At 63.6% G+C, this 16,937-nt stretch carries 13 protein-coding genes and 1 pseudogene; 9 read left to right on the top strand and 5 right to left on the bottom strand.

The features are described 5' to 3' along the window. Positions 1-123: 123 nt before the first annotated feature. Positions 124-1,054, bottom strand: a protein-coding gene (locus IEX05_RS12800; protein WP_188702442.1) for an IS5 family transposase whose coding sequence is annotated in 2 segments (ribosomal slippage) — positions 124-678 and positions 680-1,054 — 930 coding nt in all. Because the reading frame shifts where the segments join, the coding sequence is not laid out codon by codon here. An 84-nt stretch (positions 1,055-1,138) separates the two neighbouring features. On the opposite strand from IEX05_RS12800, the pseudogene IEX05_RS12795 reads away from it, so the two are divergent. Continuing rightward, positions 1,139-1,693, top strand: a pseudogene (locus IEX05_RS12795) (transposase); the annotation flags it as partial. 220 nt (positions 1,694-1,913) lie between these two features. On the opposite strand, the gene IEX05_RS12790 reads toward IEX05_RS12795, so the two are convergent. Beyond that, positions 1,914-3,311 carry an O-antigen ligase family protein gene (locus IEX05_RS12790; protein ID WP_188702438.1) on the bottom strand — a complete coding sequence of 466 codons (1,398 nt, stop codon included), beginning with the start codon at positions 3,309-3,311 and terminating at the stop codon, positions 1,914-1,916. Positions 3,312-3,378: 67 nt separating this feature from the next. Continuing rightward, positions 3,379-4,479 carry a glycosyltransferase gene (locus IEX05_RS12785; RefSeq protein ID WP_229661302.1) on the bottom strand — a complete coding sequence of 367 codons (1,101 nt, stop codon included), beginning with the start codon at positions 4,477-4,479 and terminating at the stop codon, positions 3,379-3,381. Positions 4,480-4,656: 177 nt separating this feature from the next. Here IEX05_RS12785 and IEX05_RS12780 point away from each other — a divergent pair, with 177 nt between their 5' ends. Then, a complete protein-coding gene (locus tag IEX05_RS12780; RefSeq protein ID WP_188702434.1) occupies positions 4,657-5,916 on the top strand; it encodes a UDP-glucose dehydrogenase family protein in 1,260 nt (419 codons plus the stop codon). Positions 5,917-5,920: 4 nt separating this feature from the next. Continuing rightward, positions 5,921-6,040 carry a glycosyltransferase gene (locus IEX05_RS12775; RefSeq protein ID WP_188702432.1) on the top strand — a complete coding sequence of 40 codons (120 nt, stop codon included), beginning with the start codon at positions 5,921-5,923 and terminating at the stop codon, positions 6,038-6,040. A gap of 33 nt (positions 6,041-6,073) precedes the next feature. Here IEX05_RS12775 and IEX05_RS12770 read toward each other — a convergent pair whose 3' ends face one another. Next, positions 6,074-8,107, bottom strand: a complete 2,034-nt coding sequence (locus IEX05_RS12770; protein ID WP_188702431.1) for an acyltransferase family protein — start codon at positions 8,105-8,107, stop codon at positions 6,074-6,076. Between the two features lie 121 nt (positions 8,108-8,228). Then, positions 8,229-10,058 (bottom strand): DUF4012 domain-containing protein, encoded by a 1,830-nt coding sequence (locus IEX05_RS12765; protein ID WP_188702429.1) that lies wholly within the window; start codon positions 10,056-10,058, stop codon positions 8,229-8,231. Between the two features lie 130 nt (positions 10,059-10,188). Here IEX05_RS12765 and IEX05_RS12760 point away from each other — a divergent pair, with 130 nt between their 5' ends. The 6 genes from IEX05_RS12760 (at position 10,189) to IEX05_RS12735 (ending at position 16,933) form a co-directional block, all read left to right on the top strand. Beyond that, the gene (locus IEX05_RS12760) at positions 10,189-11,787 is read left to right on the top strand and encodes a sugar transferase (RefSeq protein ID WP_229661301.1); all 1,599 of its coding nucleotides are present in this window, start codon (positions 10,189-10,191) and stop codon (positions 11,785-11,787) included. Positions 11,788-11,850: 63 nt separating this feature from the next. Continuing rightward, positions 11,851-13,110, top strand: a complete 1,260-nt coding sequence (locus IEX05_RS12755; protein WP_188702427.1) for an MFS transporter — start codon at positions 11,851-11,853, stop codon at positions 13,108-13,110. Then, positions 13,103-14,035 carry a LysR family transcriptional regulator gene (locus tag IEX05_RS12750; protein ID WP_188702425.1) on the top strand — a complete coding sequence of 311 codons (933 nt, stop codon included), beginning with the start codon at positions 13,103-13,105 and terminating at the stop codon, positions 14,033-14,035. Before IEX05_RS12755 ends, IEX05_RS12750 begins: the two co-directional genes overlap by 8 nt. Positions 14,036-14,205: 170 nt before the next feature. Then, entirely contained in the window at positions 14,206-15,381 is a 1,176-nt protein-coding gene (locus IEX05_RS12745) for an asparaginase (protein ID WP_188702423.1), read from the top strand. Between the two features lie 92 nt (positions 15,382-15,473). Next, positions 15,474-16,610 carry a TRAFAC clade GTPase domain-containing protein gene (locus tag IEX05_RS12740; RefSeq protein WP_188702421.1) on the top strand — a complete coding sequence of 379 codons (1,137 nt, stop codon included), beginning with the start codon at positions 15,474-15,476 and terminating at the stop codon, positions 16,608-16,610. Continuing rightward, entirely contained in the window at positions 16,607-16,933 is a 327-nt protein-coding gene (locus IEX05_RS12735; protein WP_188702419.1) for a hypothetical protein, read from the top strand. The genes IEX05_RS12740 and IEX05_RS12735 overlap by 4 nt, the downstream gene beginning before the upstream one ends. The last annotated feature ends 4 nt before the right edge of the window (positions 16,934-16,937 follow it).

Below are 16,937 nucleotides of genomic sequence, written 5' to 3'. Positions count from 1 at the left end.
CTTCGCGATCTGCGCGAGGGAGACGTCTGGGTCGCGGTTCTGCGCGACCCGGACGACGTCGTCGCGGAACTCCTTCGGGAACGGCCCCGGCATGATGACATCCTTCCAGGCCAGCCCTCTCGGCTAGGTCGTGTCTCCCAATAGTCGGACCCAGGTGAGGATGGCGCAGAGGGTGACGCCGGCGCGGTACGTGATGGCGAGTTTGTCGAAGCGGGTCGCGATGCCGCGCCACTGCTTCGCGAGTGCGATGAATCGCTCGATCACGTTGCGACCGCGGTAGGCGGTGGCGTCGAACCCGGGCGGGCGACCGCCGCGACTCCCGCGCCGTTTTCGTGCGATGATCTGGTCGCGCTTGTCAGGAATGACGGCCTTGACCTTGCGGCGGCGCAGCTCGCTGCGGATGACTCCGGTCGCGTAGGCACGGTCGGCGATCACGGCGTCGGGTCGGGTTCGTGGGCGACCCGGGCCAAGCCGGGGAACCTGGATCTCGCCGAGCACGTGGGTGAGCATCGCTCCGTCGTTGCGCTGCCCGCCGGTCACGATCATCGCGAGCGGGCGGCCGTGCCCATCGACGGCCTGGTGGATCTTCGTGGTCAGACCGCCGCGAGAGCGGCCGATACCGTGACCGGGCGGTTCAATCTCGTGCCAGGGCAGATTCTTGTGATTCGATCCTGCCCCCTGTGTCCTGCTCGGGGCGGGTGGTGTTCGTCGCATGCTGATGCGCACGCGCGATCGTCGCATCGATCGACACCGCCCAGTCGATCTTCCCGGCCGCGTCGGCCTTGGCGAGGATCTGCGCCAGCACCCGATCCCACGTCCCGTCAGCGGCGTAACGGCGATGCCGCTTCCACACCGTCTGCCACGGGCCGAACTGCTCGCGAGGCAAGTCACGCCACGGGATCCCGGTGCGGAACCGGTACGCGATGCCCTCTACAACCCGCCGGTCGTCACCGAACGGGTGACCACGCCGCCCGGCATTGGACGGCAACAGCGGAGCGATCCGCTTCCACTGCGCATCCGTGAACACCCGATATCGAGAACCCGTCGACCTCACCCCACCAGACTGCCGCGAACCTCACGATGCATATGGGAGACACGCCCTAGCCATGTTTGATGTCACCAGTTCCTACATCAGACCCCGTTCCACGTCGTCGCGTTGTTCGGCGACGCGCTCGACAAGACCCGCCAGCGTGTTCAGCAGGACACCCGGGGGCATCGCGGTCGGAAGGGCGACCCTCTCTACGGGTGTCGCCGCCTGCTCAGGACAGGACTCGGCCTCCTCAAGCAGCATCAGCTCGCGAAGCTCGAGGCGGTGTTCGACCAGCGTCCCGAGCATGTCGTCGTCGAGGTGTCCTGGGACATCTACCAGCGCGCCGTCGCCGCCTACCGACACAACGATCCCGCACGCGGGAAGAGAATCTTCGAGGGCGTCATCCGGCGCCTCACCAGCGGCGTCCCGACAGGCCTGCCCGAGCTGATCAGCCTCGGACGGACCATCAAGCGGCGCTCGGCCGACATCCTCGCGTTCTTCGACCATCCCGGCACCAGCAACGGGCCGTCGGAGGCCATCAACGGCCGTCTCGAGCACCTCCGCGGCACCGCTCTGGGGTTCCGGAATCTGACCCACTACATTGCCCGATCACTGCTCGAAGCCGGCGGCTTCAGGCCGCTCCTACACCCTCAAACACGATGAGCCGGATATGGGCCGGGCCTCGGTGCGTCACGTCTATCTATCCATATACTCGGGCGCTCGATGACGCTGAATGTCGAGTAAAGAGTGGAAGTGTGCGAGACTTCTACTTTTCGAGCAAGAGCGTCTACGGCCGTGCGTGCAGTTATTCGGTGTTGATGAACCCGCGCCTTTGCTGATAGTCACTCTTGGTGCCGCTCGAGTCGGGGAGTCTGCCTATCAATCACGGAAACCTGATAAGAGTTCCAATGCGTTCCTTGAACGTTGGCTGGACGTTTTCCTTTTCGGTGTCGAAACCCACTTCTCGCGCGTTGTAGCTGGCAGCAAGTACTCCCATGAGAAGCCAGAGGCCCGGCATTGAGATGTCGGGCTTGGCGACGAGCTGCGCGATCAGCTGAGCCATGAAGGCCCATGCAATAGGCGAGACCGATGGTGTGCGAAGGCCGTATGCAAGGTATCCGGCTGTAGCCCGCATGAAGAGGAGCGTGCCCACGATCCCGACACATGAGAGGAGCACGAAGAATAGACTCGACGGCCGATCACTTCCCAGACCAACACCCAACCCGAACGAGTCCAGCAGAACGCGGAAGGAATTGACATTGCTGGCATTCCTATTTGCGAATGAGTCTGAACCGAGTTTTTCTACGACGATGTCGAGCGTGTATTTCGAGACAACGTTCCAGAAGACGAAAACGATCAGCGTAATCAACGCAAAGGCGGACGCGAAGTAGATGCGAACCTGCTTCGTCCCGTAACGAATGATCCGCCAGAGGCCGTACAGTACGGCAGCGCCAGCAACGCTACCCAGCGCCAGTAGTGCTGTTCCAGTGTACGAGACGCTGTAAAGGTATACGCCGATTCCGATGAGTGCTGAATAAAAAACGCGTGTGACTAGTGACGCCCGCCAGAAGGAGGCCACGAGATACGCGAGACTCATGCCGAGGAACATTCCCATGAGCGACGGTTCTGCGAACGGACCGCGCTCGCGCGCACCATCGAATATCCAGTGGTAGTAGTAACTGGGATTCGAATCAAACCATTCCTGTGGCCACGAGTCGGGTAGGAAATGTTTAAAGAGGGTGAGTGCAAAACCAGTCACGATCGCCGCTTCGATTACACGTATGGATCTCGGTGGCTCTGTGATGAGATACATCACGAGAAGCACTCCCACGGTCACGTATGCGGTCTGAGCTACGTTCGACGTCGTGTATGTGAGCGGTGTGAAGTTATCGATCTGGCTGTCTAGACCTCCGCGGGGAGTGATTACGCCCACACCCTCGAACAAGGCAGGTCCAACAGCTGTTATGAGCAGTGCGTACGCTCCGAAAAACAGCAGTGCGAGCGTTGATCCCGTTAGAGACAACGCCTGAGCACCGCGAGCCCTTCGCGCGCGCCGCAGATTGCGTGTGCGGCGAAACTGCAAATAGAACAGACGTCCTACAGCGACAAGCGCGACGCACCAGAAAGGGCTTAGTCCGTTAGATCCGACGACGAGCATAGCCGTGTGAGAAAACGGTAAGGCGATAGCCATCAGCCAGATTAGTGAGCGCGGCGATCCGACAAGGCACGCGACGATGCCGACTAGGAAGAACCAGCCGATCGGTGTGATGATAGAAAGCATTTCAGTTATCGCTTTCCTGGCGAACAGAAGTGAGCAACACGTCGAACGTCTTCGCGGCCTTCATCGCTCATTCCACCATTGAAAGCGAGTTTTCTACGAATCGCTTGATATTGACCTTGAAATGGGAGATGTCGAATTCCTTCGCTCGGGCAACACACGCCTTTGGTGATACCGAGGACACCTTCTCGACCGCCTCGAGGAGCGCACTTTCGGATTGACAGTCGTGTAGATGGGCACCCGTTACACCGTCGATCACTGACTCCGACGCGCCACCGATGGCGTTGGCGAGGACAGGCGTCCCAGAGGCCATCGCCTCTACGGGGACGATTCCGAAGTCTTCAATAGCGGCGAAAACGAGTGCATGCGCCTTGTGCATCAGCGATTTCAGGAGCGGGAACGAGGGGTGGTCGACGAAGTGCACCCGCCCAGGGTGTGCGTTGAGCGCAATCTGCTCGAGGCGCTCACGGTCGGGCCCGCGTCCAGCGAGTACGACCGGGAGGCCCGATGCGCGGCCAGCGAAAATGGCTGTCTCGAGCTGTTTATATGGCACAAACCGCGAGACTCCGAGAAGGTACTCACCTGGAAGCGATTCGAGAACCTTCTGGTCTGCTGAGCTAAGCGGTTCTTCCTGCAGGAACGCTTCGATGGAAACGGGCGGATAGATCACTTCGGCATCGCGTTGCCAAGTATCGGCGATGCGTTGCGCGATGAACCTGCTATTGCCGGCGATTGCGACAGGCTCTTGAGCGCGACGCCGGTCGAGCGGCTTGAGCGCCGAGGCGGCGAGCCGCGCAGCTTTGCTGCGGCCGCGGCCATCGAGTTCGGGTGTCCATATGTATCGAGCGGGTGTATGAGCATAGACCAACTTCGGAATGCTCGACTTGCCGCCAAATCGCGCATGATGGGCGAAAAGGTGGCTGCTGATAAGCATCCACTCTGCATCGATCTTGGGGAGGTTTCGCCACACGAGCGGCATCAGGGGTAAGGAGAGAGCCTTCTTGCCCTTCAGGGGCGATTTCGCAAGTACCGTTTCACGAGTGTGCGCCCCGAACCGTCCCTCGCTCGCATCCCACAGGCTCCAGAGTGGCGCGTCCGGGAAGACCTCTCGCATTGCTTCGACAACGTTCTCAGCGCCGCCCGAGCGTTCTAGCCACTCGTGTACGATCACTCCGCTCAACAGTTTGGCTCCCCGTATCGTTCAGTAGGACAAGTTCGACTCTAACGGGCGAGCTGCCGTATCGCCTGATCAGATGCATAGGGGCGGCCACATTTGAGACGCGGGAGGATGGGTTTCGCAACTCTGTGCAACTCGGGTGGGTACTTTGTGACAAGGTATGGAGGAATTATGAAGTTGAGTGTGATCGGTTGCGGTTACCTCGGTGCAGTCCACGCGGCCGCGATGGCGTCGCTCGGACACACCGTCGTCGGCATCGACGTCGACCAGGCGAAGATCGACAAGCTCTCCGCCGGACAGACCCCGTTCTACGAGCCCGGGCTCGACGAGATCCTCCGCGCGGGCATCGATTCCGGCCGGCTCACCTTCTCCACCGACTACGCCGACCTCGCCGACGCCGAGGTGCACTTCATCGGTGTCGGCACCCCGCAGCGCCGTGACGGGNTCCTCAGCTATGCCAAGCCCGGGTCGCTGATCGCGGGCAAGTCGACCGTCCCCGTCGGCACGGCCGCCCGCTTGTCGGAACTCGCGAACGCGAAGGGTGTGCGCCTGGCGTGGAACCCGGAGTTCCTCCGTGAGGGTTTCGCGGTCAAGGACACCGTCGACCCCGATCGTCTCGTTTACGGTGTCGCAGACTCCACCCGTGACGAGGACGTCGCGACGCTCGATGCCGTGTATGCGTCGATCCTTGAGCGGGGAACGCCGCGGCTGGTCACGAACCAGGCCACGGCCGAGCTGGTGAAGGTCGCCGCGAACAGTTTCCTTGCGACGAAGATCAGCTTCATCAACGCGATGGCCGAGATCTCCGAAGTCGCCGGCGCCGACGTGACGCAGCTCGCGGACGCGATCGGTCACGACGTGCGCATCGGGCGGAAGTTCCTCAACGCGGGTGTGGGTTTCGGGGGCGGGTGCCTGCCGAAAGACATTCGCGCGTTCGCGGCCCGCGCGGAAGAGCTCGGCAAGGGCGAGTCGGTGGCGTTTTTGAAGCAGGTCGATGAGATCAACCTGCGTCGCCGTCAGCACGTCGTGGACCGGGTCGTGGATTCCTTCGATGGTCAGGTGTTCGGTCACCGGGTCGCGGTTTTGGGGCTCGCGTTCAAGCCCGATTCGGACGATATTCGTGACTCGCCCGCGTTGGATGTCGCGGTGCGGTTGAAGGGCCTGGGTGCGGAGGTCGTGTCGTTTGATCCGGAAGCGATGGACAATGCCCGTCGCCTGCACCCGCAGCTCGCGTACGCGGACTCGTTGGACGAGGCCCTGGACGGTGCGGAAGCGGTCGTGATCGTGACGGAGTGGAAGCAGTTCAAGGGCCTCGACCCGGTGGCCACTGCGGCGAAGGTGACGCGTCCGGTCGTGTTCGATGGCCGCAACATCCTCGATCCCGAGGCGTGGAAGGCCGCGGGCTGGACCTACACCGGAATGGGACGCTGAACAGATGACCGCGGAGCCGCGCGTCGCGGTCGTCGTGCGCACGAAGGATCGCCCGAAGTTCCTCGATCGCGCGCTCCGCAACATCACGTCCCAGACCCTGCGCGAGTGGGAGTGCATCGAGTGATGCGTAACCCCGTTATTGCAGGCAGGAGCGCGCCTATTGGCGAACGAGCGCTGGGATCCTCTCTAAGAGGATCGGCGTCAGCGTGTATGCGAAGCTACGTGAAAGATGATGCTCATCGGTGTAGACAATTGCGCCACCAATAACCGGGGGGCAGTTGGTGTCGTCGCAAAGCACATCGTTCAGGCTCACGATCGCTGTGCCGTCCGTCCGAGCCGCCTCGAGAACGGGATCGACGCGTTCCTTCAGCTTGGTGTCACAAGGAAGTAGTTTCGATTCGACGCAGGCGGGACCGGTTACTCCATCAGGCATACCCGGAACGTCCTCAAGCACAACAGGCGTTATCCCGGAGCTGCGATACTCGTCAAACGATGCGGCAATCGTCGACGGATCTATGAGACGTCGCCATGACATGCTGCTGAAGATCACTGTGTGTGGCTGCTCGTCGAGGATGCTCTGCCTAACATGCTCGCTCCACTCCATGCAAGCTTCAACATTCTTGATTGTTTGTGGATTCTGTAGCCCATCGATCGTGAACTGGTCCTCAAAGGTTGAGCATCCGCCAAGAATGTATACACGAAGCCTCCATCCGTTCTCCTCTGCAACCTTTTTCATCGGCTCGAGTAGATGACCAGCATGGGAGTCTCCGACGAACGCTACAGTGGTGGTACCTTCACCGAATGTGCAGTCGCGTGCCGGAAGGTTCGAGGGGTAGGTCTTTATACAGGCTTTCTCGCCCGGGTCATTCCGGCCCCATGAGTCTTTATCAACCGCGGCGAACGCTGGATTAGTGAGCGACGTAGACGAATATGGATTGTCGCAATCATTGATCAATGCGTACGCGCCGTAACACCCTTCTGCAGCGTACATTGCCGTGTTGATTCCAGACTTGGCCTCCTCGTATGACCGTTGCAGATTAGAGGCTCCCACGGCAGCGACGCCAACCACCGCGGCCATCCCGATGGCCATCATTGAATATGCGGTTCGCCGAAGTCGCAACGGGCCCGACGCAGTTCTAAACGGCTCCTCCACGAATCGTTGCGTAAGAAGTGACAGCAAGACTGTGGCTCCAAGAATCGCCATGCCCCACTTGAGTCCAATTGGTTTGCCAGTGAGGTGCGGGAGAGCGACAATAAGTGGCCAATGCCACAGGTAGATGGCGTAGGACGTGTCGCCGAGCATCTGTACGAATCCATGCCTGGCGAGGTATTGCGGTGACCAGACGTTCGCGGAGTCGCCGAGTACGATGAGGGCTGCAGTTCCTGCGACGGGGATCAAAGCAATGTAGCCGGGGAAGGCCGTTGAAGCGTCGAAAACGTAGGCGCTGCCGACGATCGCAACCAGCGACGCCCAGGACAAGATTACGTGGGAGGCACGGCTTGCATCCAGGCGAAAGGTCGCGGGCGCGAATGCGAGAAGGCCCCCGACCGCGAACTCCCATGCGCGAGTCGGCGTTGCGAAGTACGCGATGCCCGGGTTCGACGACGTCATCCAAACCGAGTAAGTGAGACTGGCAACGAAAACGACCGCCAACGTGACGCCGATAACCGTCCGTCGGCTCTCTACTCGGAGGAGCTTGCCAAAAGCGAGGGCAAGGAGAATTAGCAGGGGCCAGACAATGTAGAACTGCTCTTCGACCGAAAGTGACCAATAATGTTGAACAAGCGAGGGGGCGTTCTCGGCTGCGAGATAGTCTACCGCGTTGAATGCCAATAGCCAGTTGAGCACGTATACCGAAGCCGCACCAATCTCAGAGAGATTCTGCGTGAGCACTGAGCTCGGTAGGACGAAATAGGCGATCGCTAACGACGCGCCGATTACAAGGAAAGCGGCAGGTAGTAGCCTGCGAATTCGTCGGGCCCAAAAACGAGTGAGCGATACCGTGCCCGTACGGTCGACCTCCGAGAGCAGGTGAGCTGTGATCAGGTAGCCGCTAATCACGAAGAAGACATCGACGCCGATGTAGCCGCCGGTGAGCCTGCTCGGCCAGAGGTGGTAAACGACCACCAGGAGAACGGCGAGAGCGCGGAGCCCCTGAATGTCTAGTCTTTTTGCAGGCACGTCGGACATGATATCTCGTCCTTGCTGGGCCACTGACGCAGGACGGAGCGGGGCCTCCCCCTCCGCACCCGCATGGCCGATGAGTGGGGTGCATCGAGCGCGCGCGAAGAGCTATACGACCTGCGGTTGGTTACCCGCACCCGGGCGACTCGACGTTCACCGGAACGCCTTTGATCATCGGCGTGGTACGCACATCGATCGGACCGTAGTTTGCCGGCGGCGCGGAGAAGGTCACCTCGATCTTATGTGTGCTCGCGGGGTCGCTGAGGAAGTTGATCAGTACCGCCTGACGCCCGAGGTCGTTCGTTCCTGCCTGAGGAACGAAGTCCTGGCCGTCTATCTTGGCGGACACATACGTGCTCCCCACAGGACCGTAGAACACGAGATTGGTCGACTTCTGCCCCTTGGGGAAGTACCGCGCCGTCGATACGTAGTAAGGAAGCGTTGCCACGTCTTCTGGTTTGAGGTTGAAGTTGTATGTCGCCTCAACTGTGAAGGTCTTATCGTCAGCGTCCCCGACTGAACAGACGTTGCTCGACGCTTTTACGCTCATGTCGGTGTAGTAGTCGAGTTTGCCTTCGGTGTTGTCATTGACGAACACTCCGAGCGTTGTGTTCTCGTCGTTGCTCTGCACGGTGAGGGGGCCTCCGAAGCGCGTCCCTGAGACCGCCTTGGCTTCAACTTCGTTTGTCGGAGCATAGAGAATACGGCCCTCTTCATATCCCTTGACGAGCTGGGTTATCAGGCCTGCGAATCCCGACGAAGAGCTTGTGAGCTTTCCAAACACTGCACCGGCTGCCTCTGCAAAGAAAAGGTCCTGCGCGGCACGATCTGTCGGTGCGGTGCCGGGGTAGCGGACGTAGACCTCATTCAGAACCTGTTTGACGACGTTGTCCGACGTGAGCTTCTCGCCCGTCGGCAGTTGTACAGGTCCGGTCGCTTTCAACATGTAGCTCAGAACCACAGGGTCGATAGCGAGTACGGCGTCGCCCGGATCGCCAAGCGTCTCTCCCCAGAACGCACGCGCGAGAGCTGCCGTCTGCGCAAAGTCGGGAGTCATTGTCGTGTCCTGGATGTATCGGCCGACTCGATCCGTGTACAGCGCCTCGGTCCACGGATTAAGCGGTGTGATGGGCTCCGCTCGACCCGAATTGAGATCCTGCTCGCTGGCGGAATGCGTGATCTCCATTCGTCCGTTGTCCACCGTCAGCATCAGGAGAGAGCCAGGGTTTCCACCCAGGGACCGCATTTCTGCTGTGTTCTGGGCTAGCACCAGATAGTTTCTCGGCTCGTCTGCTCCAAGCATCGTGGCGAGCTGGGGTGAAAGAACTGCGAGGCGCCGGAGAACATCCGCGGCTGTGCCGAGCACATCCTCGACCTGCGCGACGGGCCCTTGCAGCGGGCCGAGCAGGCTGTCCGTCTCAATGCCGTCCGCAATTAAACGAATCTGCGCATCTTGTGCGGCGGGTGCAACTTCCTCGATCTTCTTCCCGAGCTCAGCGACGGCATCAACGTTGAGCGCGCCGTCCGTCGGGCCGATCGACGACAGGTCGAACTCGAGCAGCGGTGCGGCGACGTCAGAGACCAGCGAGTCGGCGGTGCGTGCAAGAAGCCGCACGGCGCGCAGATCGTCACCAACTACGGGAAGCACCTCGGTCGCCCGCCAGACGGGGTGCGCGGTCGCCCAGTGCGCGCGGCTCGCCGCAGAGACCATCTCGTCGACGTGCTTCTCGGTCTTCGCGGAGTCATCAATGTCGGTAGCGAGCGCCTTTGCTTCCGCCATCAGGGTGTCGACGGCGCTCTTCGCGACGAACGCGCTGACGCCCATGACGGCAAGGCAGAAGACGAACACGCCCACGATCGTCCACGTGATGGCCCTCGCGCGGCGCTTGCGCTTCTTCACGGCGGGTTGGGGGGCCGCACCCGTCGATGCGGGGCCCGGCGCGACAGAGTTCTGCATTCGGCCAGTCTAGGTCGGAGGCGTGCGCAAGGCCTGCGAATGGCACACGGCATTCTCCCTGTGCGGAAGCTGGCAGTGGGTTATCATTTCAAGGTCGGTTCGGGCTGCCGGCAGGGGAGAGGACGGACGCTTGACGACCGAGATCACGCGCGGTGCAAACGGCGAGAACACGGCGAGCGGCATCACGGAGATCGTCAGCGATGGCGCATCCCGGGCCTCCACGAGCGAGTTTCCCGCGATCATTCGCACGGCAACGGGCTCGATTCCCGCGCAGGCAGCGAAGCCGCGCGGGGTTCGAAACTGGCGTGCGCGCTATGCCTCCTACCTGCGAATCACCGACTTCATTGTCATTGTGATTGCCGTGTTCGGTGCACAACTGGGCTGGCTTGGCCTCCACAAGCAGGTCGAGATGCCGATCCAGGCATGGCCGGGCATCACCTCCTACTTCGCGCTCTCGGTCTTCATCGTCGTGCTGTGGATGATCACGCTCGCGGTGTCTGATACCCGCTCGGATCGCGTCGTGGGCGTGGGGGATCTCGAGTATCGCCGCGTGGTGAACAGCAGCCTGATGGTCTTCGGGCTTATCGCGATTGGCGCGTTCCTGCTCAAGGTCGAAGCCTCGCGCGGCTACCTTCTCATCGCGCTTCCCGGCGGCATCATCCTGCTCGTCATCACGCGCTTCTTCTGGCGTATCTGGCTACGCAACAAGCGACGCAAGGGCGAGTACACGGCTCGCGTCTTGCTCGTCGGTTCCGAGAAGTCGATCAAGCACGTCGCCGGCGAGCTCGAGCGCACGAAGGGCGCCGGCTACACGGTCGCCGGCGCATGCGTGTCCGCTCACGACGCAAGTGGGCAGTCGCTCGGCGCCGCGGGCATCCCCGTGCTCGGCGGTACCGGATCCGTGGAGAGCGCCATGCGTCTTACCGGGGCGGACACGGTCGTCATCACGAGCACCGACCAGCTCGGCCCGCAGCGCGTCAAGCAGATCTCCTGGGCGCTCGAGGCAGGCAAACAACACCTCGTTCTCGCACCGAGCATCACCGACATCGCGGGCCCGCGCATCCACACCCGCCCCGTCGCGGGCCTCCCGCTGATGCACGTCGAAACGCCGCGCTTCTCGCCAGGGCAGCGATTCGTCAAGCGCATGATGGACATCTTCGGTTCCGCGGCGATCCTGATCGTCCTCAGCCCCGTCCTCATCGTGATCTCGCTCTTGGTGATGATCACGTCGGGTCGGCCCGTCATCTACAAGCAGGCCCGCATCGGCCGCCACGGCAAAGAATTCCGCATGTGGAAATTCCGCTCCATGGTGCCGAACGCCGAGGAGAAGCTGCAGTCGCTGCTCGACCTGCAAGATTCGGGCAACGCGGTGCAGTTCAAAATGACGAACGACCCGCGCATCACCCCCGTCGGCCGCGTGCTGCGTAAGTACTCCCTCGACGAGCTGCCACAGCTGTTCAATGTGCTGGGCGGGTCGATGAGCCTGGTGGGCCCGCGCCCGCCCATCCAGCGAGAGGTCGAACAGTACGAAGACCACGTGCACCGCCGCTTCCTCGTGAAGCCCGGCATGACGGGCCTGTGGCAGGTCTCGGGTCGTTCCCTGCTGTCGTGGGAAGACAGCGTGCGCCTCGACCTGTCCTACGTCGAGAACTGGAGCTTCACGAGCGACGTCCTCATCCTGATGAAGACGTTCAAGGCGGCGCTCGCGCCGGGCGACACGACGAGCTGACGCAGACGCGGGGCGTTCGACAACCGCCATATAACGGAAACATGCGGTCGGCACGATCGAGACATGCTCCGTCGTGTGGACCCGCCCTCGTTGCGTCGCCGATCCGTGCTCGCCATCGCCGTGGCCGGCCATGGGATCGAATGGTATGAGTTCGCCATCTACGGCATCGTTGCGGCATACATCGCGGCCGCGATCTTCCCAACCGACGACCTGACCGTCTCTCTCCTGGCGACATGGACGGCGTATGCCGTGGCATTCGCCTTTCGGCCGCTCGGCGGCATCGTGATCGCCCACGTCGCCGATCGCGCCGGACGCGGCCGCGCGCTGTTTCTCAGCGTGCTGCTCATGAGCCTCGCGACCACGCTGATGGCGATCGTGCCGGGGTGGGAAGCGGCCGGTCTGTTTGCGCCCGTCGCCTTCAGCGCGTTGCGTGCACTCCAGGGTTTCGCCGTCGGCGGTGAGATGTCGAGTGCCGTGTGCTTCACGCTCGAGCGCCTGCCCGCCGCGGCGCGGCCTCGCGCGGCGGGCGTGCTCGCCGCAGGAACATTCGCGGCCTCGTTCGTCGGATCCGTCGTCGCCTCGGTGCTCGTCGTCACGATCACAGACGAACACATGGCGTCGTGGGGATGGCGCGCACTGTTTGCCTCGGCCGCCCCGCTCGGCATCATCGCGCTCGTGCTCCGTGCCCGCGCGCTCGAACCACGCTCGGCGCCCGCGGACCCGGGAGCACCGGTGCGTGTCGTCTTCCGACTGCATCGCTCGGGCGTCGCGCGTTTCGCGGGGGTCGTCGCCTCGTACAACGTCGCGCTCAGCTGCGCCTTCGGCGGATACCTCAACGAGATGGTGCTCGCAGGCTTCACGCGCGGTGAGGCGGTGCGAGTGAACACGGCGACCTACGCGGTGCTCGTCGTGGCGATTCTCGCTACGTCCAGGTTGAGCACCGCGCTGGGGCGCAGAACGACGCTCACCCTCGGGCTCGGCGCGGTAGCGGTGGGATGTGTTGCTCAGACGGTACTCGTCCGCACCGGATCGATCACCGCGGCGATGATCGGCGGCATCGCGATCGCCGTACCGATCGGGATCCTCGCGACACCCGTGTACCTCGCCCTCGTCGACGCCTTTCCGCGCGAGGTGCGGGCAACCGCCGGGGGCCTCGGCTTCAACATCGCCGCCGCCATGGGCAGCACCGTGCCTGCGCTCGCATTGGGGCTGCGCGCACTGATCGGCACCGAGCATGGCCTCGGCATCATCCTCGCCTGCACACTGACCACCTCGTTGCTGATCATCTGGCGTGCGCCAGGGGAGGGCACCAGCCGTGCTTGATCTCACCGTTCTGCAGAGCTTCGTCGCCGTGGTCCGCACGGCCTCAGTCGCCGAGGCGGCCCGTCGAACCGGATACAGCCATGCCGCCGTCTCGCGTCACATCGCTGCGGTCGAGGCATGGGCCGGCCTCGAGTTGTTCCAGCGCACCGCCCGGTCGGTCCGTCCGTCGGTTGCCGCACGGATCCTCGCCGACCGGGCCGAGCTGCTGATCGACGAAGCACAGCAATTCGAGAACGACGCACGGTCGCTGTCGCGAGGGGTGAGCGGCGAACTCCGCGTGGGATACTTCCGCGCGGCGGGAACGACGATCGTGCCGCCCGCGCTGGCGCAGTTCTCGCACAAGCGGCCCTCCGCCGGCGTGACTCTCACGGAGTACGCCCTGACCGAAGAAGTCTCCGACGCCCTGCTCACGGGCGACCTCGACGTCGGATTCGTCTGGGGTTATCCCGAAGTCGGCGTCTCGGGGCTGCAGTTGACGCCGCTGTTCGACGAAGCGCTCGTGTTGATGACATCGATAGGGCGCGAAGAACTGCACGAAGACGCCCGCGATCTCTCGCGTCTCGTCGGGGAACCGTTCGTCTCCGCCGTCGGGCACAAGGGCGCCCCTCCGATCATCGACCAGATGTTCATCACCGAAGGCTTGCCCGCGCCTATCGTCGCGCATCGCTCGCCCGACCATGCGATGACGCGGAGCCTCGTCGCGGCGGGGCTGGCCGTCTCCTTGTTGCCGGCGCTCGGTGTCTCGGATCCCTATCCGGGAGTGCGCCGGTCGATCGCGCGGGACGGGTTCCGGCGCACCTGGCTCGCGCGGCCCGAGGACGCACGGAATCGGCTCGCGGGGGCCTTCGTCGACGCGGCCTGCGGCGCCGCAGCCGAGTACTCCGGTTTCGGAGTCACGCCCGTGCGCTCGGTTTCGCGACGCTGAGCGCACACACGGGGGTTGAGCAAGGGGCGAAAGGCCCCGGAGAGCCGCAGAATCCGACGCGGATCCCGAATGTGTCGAGCACGTCACACGGCCGTCGGCGGGCGGAATCAGCCTCATAGCTTGGGCTGTGCCCTCGATCGAGGGCCACGCTCCGCACAGAAGGACCTCACATGCACCGCAGCCCTGCTCTTCTTGCACTTCCCCTCATGCTGATCGCCGCCGGCCTCACGGCGTGCACGTCAACGGCGTCCGTCGAGGAGGCGGAGGCCGAGCCGCTCGAGACGACCGCAGCATTCGATGAGACCGCCACCGACCTCGCGAACGTCGTCATTCTCGACGGCGGCGGAACCATCACCTCGACCGCCGAGGGGCCCGCAGACTACACGAACTACGGCGGAGACGGCGTTGACGGCATCGGCGAGATCCTGGAACGGATCCAACCCGACATCGCCGAGATCGCGAACCTCACCATTGTCGACGGCGCGATCCCCGGTTCCTCCGCGTCGACGACAGTGCGGCAGCTCTTCGACATGACGCAGCAGCTCGACTCGATCCTCGCTCAGGATGACGTCGATGCCGTGGTCGTCAATACCGGCACGAACATCATGGAGGAGATCGCCTACTGGAGTGACCTCACGGTGCAGTCGCAGAAGCCCGTCGTCTTCACGGGCTCCATGCGGCAGGCGAACACCTACTCGTTCGACGGGGAAGCGAACCTGTTCAACGCGATCCGCCTGGCCGCGAGCGGACAGACCGAGTGCTACGGAACCGTCATGCTGATGAACGACCAGTACTACGCCGCACGCGAGGTCACCAAGACCGACGCCTGGCGTACTGACACTTTCTCCGGCGGCCAGTACGGCGCGCTCGGCACCGTCGACGGTCAGAACTTCCGCCACATGCGCGAGACCTCGCGCGTGGATGCATGCGGCACAGACGAATGGGCGACGCCGTTCGACCTGTCGACGGTCGAGTTCGACGACCTCGCCTCAGCCGAGATCGTCTTCAGCTATGTCGAGGCATCGGGCACGCCCATTCGCGCACTCGTGGAGGACGGCATCGACGGCATCGTCACAGCCGGACACGGCGCGGGCGGCATCTCGTCCGCTCAGGCCGAGGCGCGCACGGAGGGCGTCGACGAGGGAACCGTGTTCGTCACCACCACACGCACCGGATCCGGCGCCATCTACGACGACGGAACGCCCGGGGTGATCGGCGGGCTCGACCTCACACCGCAGAAGGCGCGCGTGCTTCTGCAGCTCGCGCTCACCTTCACCGACGATGCCGAGCAGGTGCGTACCTGGTTCCAGACCATCGGCGCACAGGACTTTGCCGCTACCGAGTAATTGCCGCGTGAGGGCCGGGTCCTCCGACCCGGCCCTCTGCCGGCTTCTCCCGCGCGCGGCCCGCGGATCCCCGACGGGCATAGCATGCTCCTATGCAGCGAGCGAGAATCCTCGATCAGCAGATCGCCGTGTTCGGCGAGAGCGGCAGCGGCAAGACCGTGCTGCTGTCGTCGTTCTACGGGGCGACGCAGGAGGCGGCGTTCCGCAAGCGCAACCTCTTCGACGTCGTCGCGGAAGACATCGGTCAGGGCACGCGCCTGCACCGCAACTATCTCGGCATGCGCGATTCGGCCACGCCACCGCCGCCGACGCACTTCGCCGCCACCTCCTATTCCTTCTCGCTGAAGCTGCGCCAGCACCGCAAGGAGCAGAGCGTCGACGCCCTGCGCCTCACCTGGCACGACTATCCGGGCGAATGGTTCGAGCAGTCCGTCAGCGGGCCGGAGGAGGCGCGTCGCCGGGTCGAGACGTTCCGGGCGCTGCTCGGATCCGACGTGGCCTTCCTGCTCGTCGACGGGCAGAAGCTCATCGACCACGCGGGCGAGGAGGAGCGCTACCTCAAGTCGCTGCTCGGCAACTTCCGCAACGGCATCCTCTCGATGCGCGATGGCTTGCTGCGCGACAAGGGTCAGCTGATCCAGTTCCCCCGCATCTGGGTGATGGCGCTATCGAAGGCCGACCTGCTGCCGCAGACGGACGTCTACGCGTTCCGCGACCTCATGATCGCGAAGGTCGGCGACGAGATCGATGCCCTCCGCGAGGCGATCGCGAGCCTCATCCAGGGTGACTCGGCGCTGTCGGTCGGCGAAGACTTCATGCTGCTGTCGTCGGCGCGTTTCGACCCGCAGCAGATCCTCGTCACCGAGCGGGTGGGTGTCGAGCTGATCCTGCCCATCGCGGCGATGCTGCCCTTCGAGCGGCACGTGCGGTGGGCGCAGCGCAAAGAACTCCCGGGCAAAGTGCTCGAGCAGTTCAACGGCGGCGTCAAGCTCGTCGCCGGCGCCCTGCTCGGCAAGCTTATCGGCCGCGCCGGCCCCATCGGGCTCGTCATGAAGTTGCTGAGCGCCGACGTCGTCGACGAGGCCACCCGCCTCGCGGGCGATGCCCTGCGCAAGGCCAACGAAGAGGCCCGCGCGAAGCACGAGAACGTGCGAGCCACGCTCACGAGCTTCCAGCTCGACCTCGACGACGCCGAGCAGCGGCACGTGCTCATCCGGAGCCGACGATGACCATCATCTGGGCCACCCGCGGCCGCCGCTGGGGCTTCCGCTTCCTCGAAACCGGCGGGCACACGGATCCGCTGCCCGCCTACGACGCCGCCTTCGCGGCCGTCGGCGACGAACGGCGCGCCTGCCGCCGCACGGGCGACGTCGTCGCGCTGCGTTTTCCGGATCCGCTCGGCCGCCGCGACGCGGCCGGACGCGTCATCCCGCACGACTTCGTCGTCACGGGAGACCTCGCGGCCCGCGTGCACACGGTGGACGACGGCCTGGCGCTCGTCTGGCCCCAGGTCGAGGCCCGCTACGCCGAGGCGTGGGACGCCGAGCTGTAGTCGC

The organism is Microbacterium nanhaiense, from assembly GCF_014646015.1.
Taxonomy (GTDB): Bacteria; Actinomycetota; Actinomycetes; order Actinomycetales; family Microbacteriaceae; genus Microbacterium; species Microbacterium nanhaiense.
The sequence above is the reverse complement of the archived record's forward strand: the minus strand, read 5'-3'. Positions and strand labels throughout refer to the sequence as shown.

Bases quoted from the DNA above. Each gene is read 5' to 3' on its own strand.
- IEX05_RS12790 (WP_188702438.1), bottom strand. From the start codon at position 3,311: ATGCTTTCTATCATCACACCGATCGGCTGGTTCTTCCTAGTCGGCATC.
- IEX05_RS12775 (WP_188702432.1), top strand. From the start codon at position 5,921: ATGACCGCGGAGCCGCGCGTCGCGGTCGTCGTGCGCACGAAGGATCGC.
- IEX05_RS12770 (WP_188702431.1), bottom strand. From the start codon at position 8,107: ATGTCCGACGTGCCTGCAAAAAGACTAGACATTCAGGGGCTCCGCGCT.
- IEX05_RS12765 (WP_188702429.1), bottom strand. From the start codon at position 10,058: ATGCAGAACTCTGTCGCGCCGGGCCCCGCATCGACGGGTGCGGCCCCC.
- IEX05_RS12755 (WP_188702427.1), top strand. From the start codon at position 11,851: ATGCTCCGTCGTGTGGACCCGCCCTCGTTGCGTCGCCGATCCGTGCTC.
- IEX05_RS12745 (WP_188702423.1), top strand. From the start codon at position 14,206: ATGCACCGCAGCCCTGCTCTTCTTGCACTTCCCCTCATGCTGATCGCC.
- IEX05_RS12740 (WP_188702421.1), top strand. From the start codon at position 15,474: ATGCAGCGAGCGAGAATCCTCGATCAGCAGATCGCCGTGTTCGGCGAG.
- IEX05_RS12735 (WP_188702419.1), top strand. From the start codon at position 16,607: ATGACCATCATCTGGGCCACCCGCGGCCGCCGCTGGGGCTTCCGCTTC.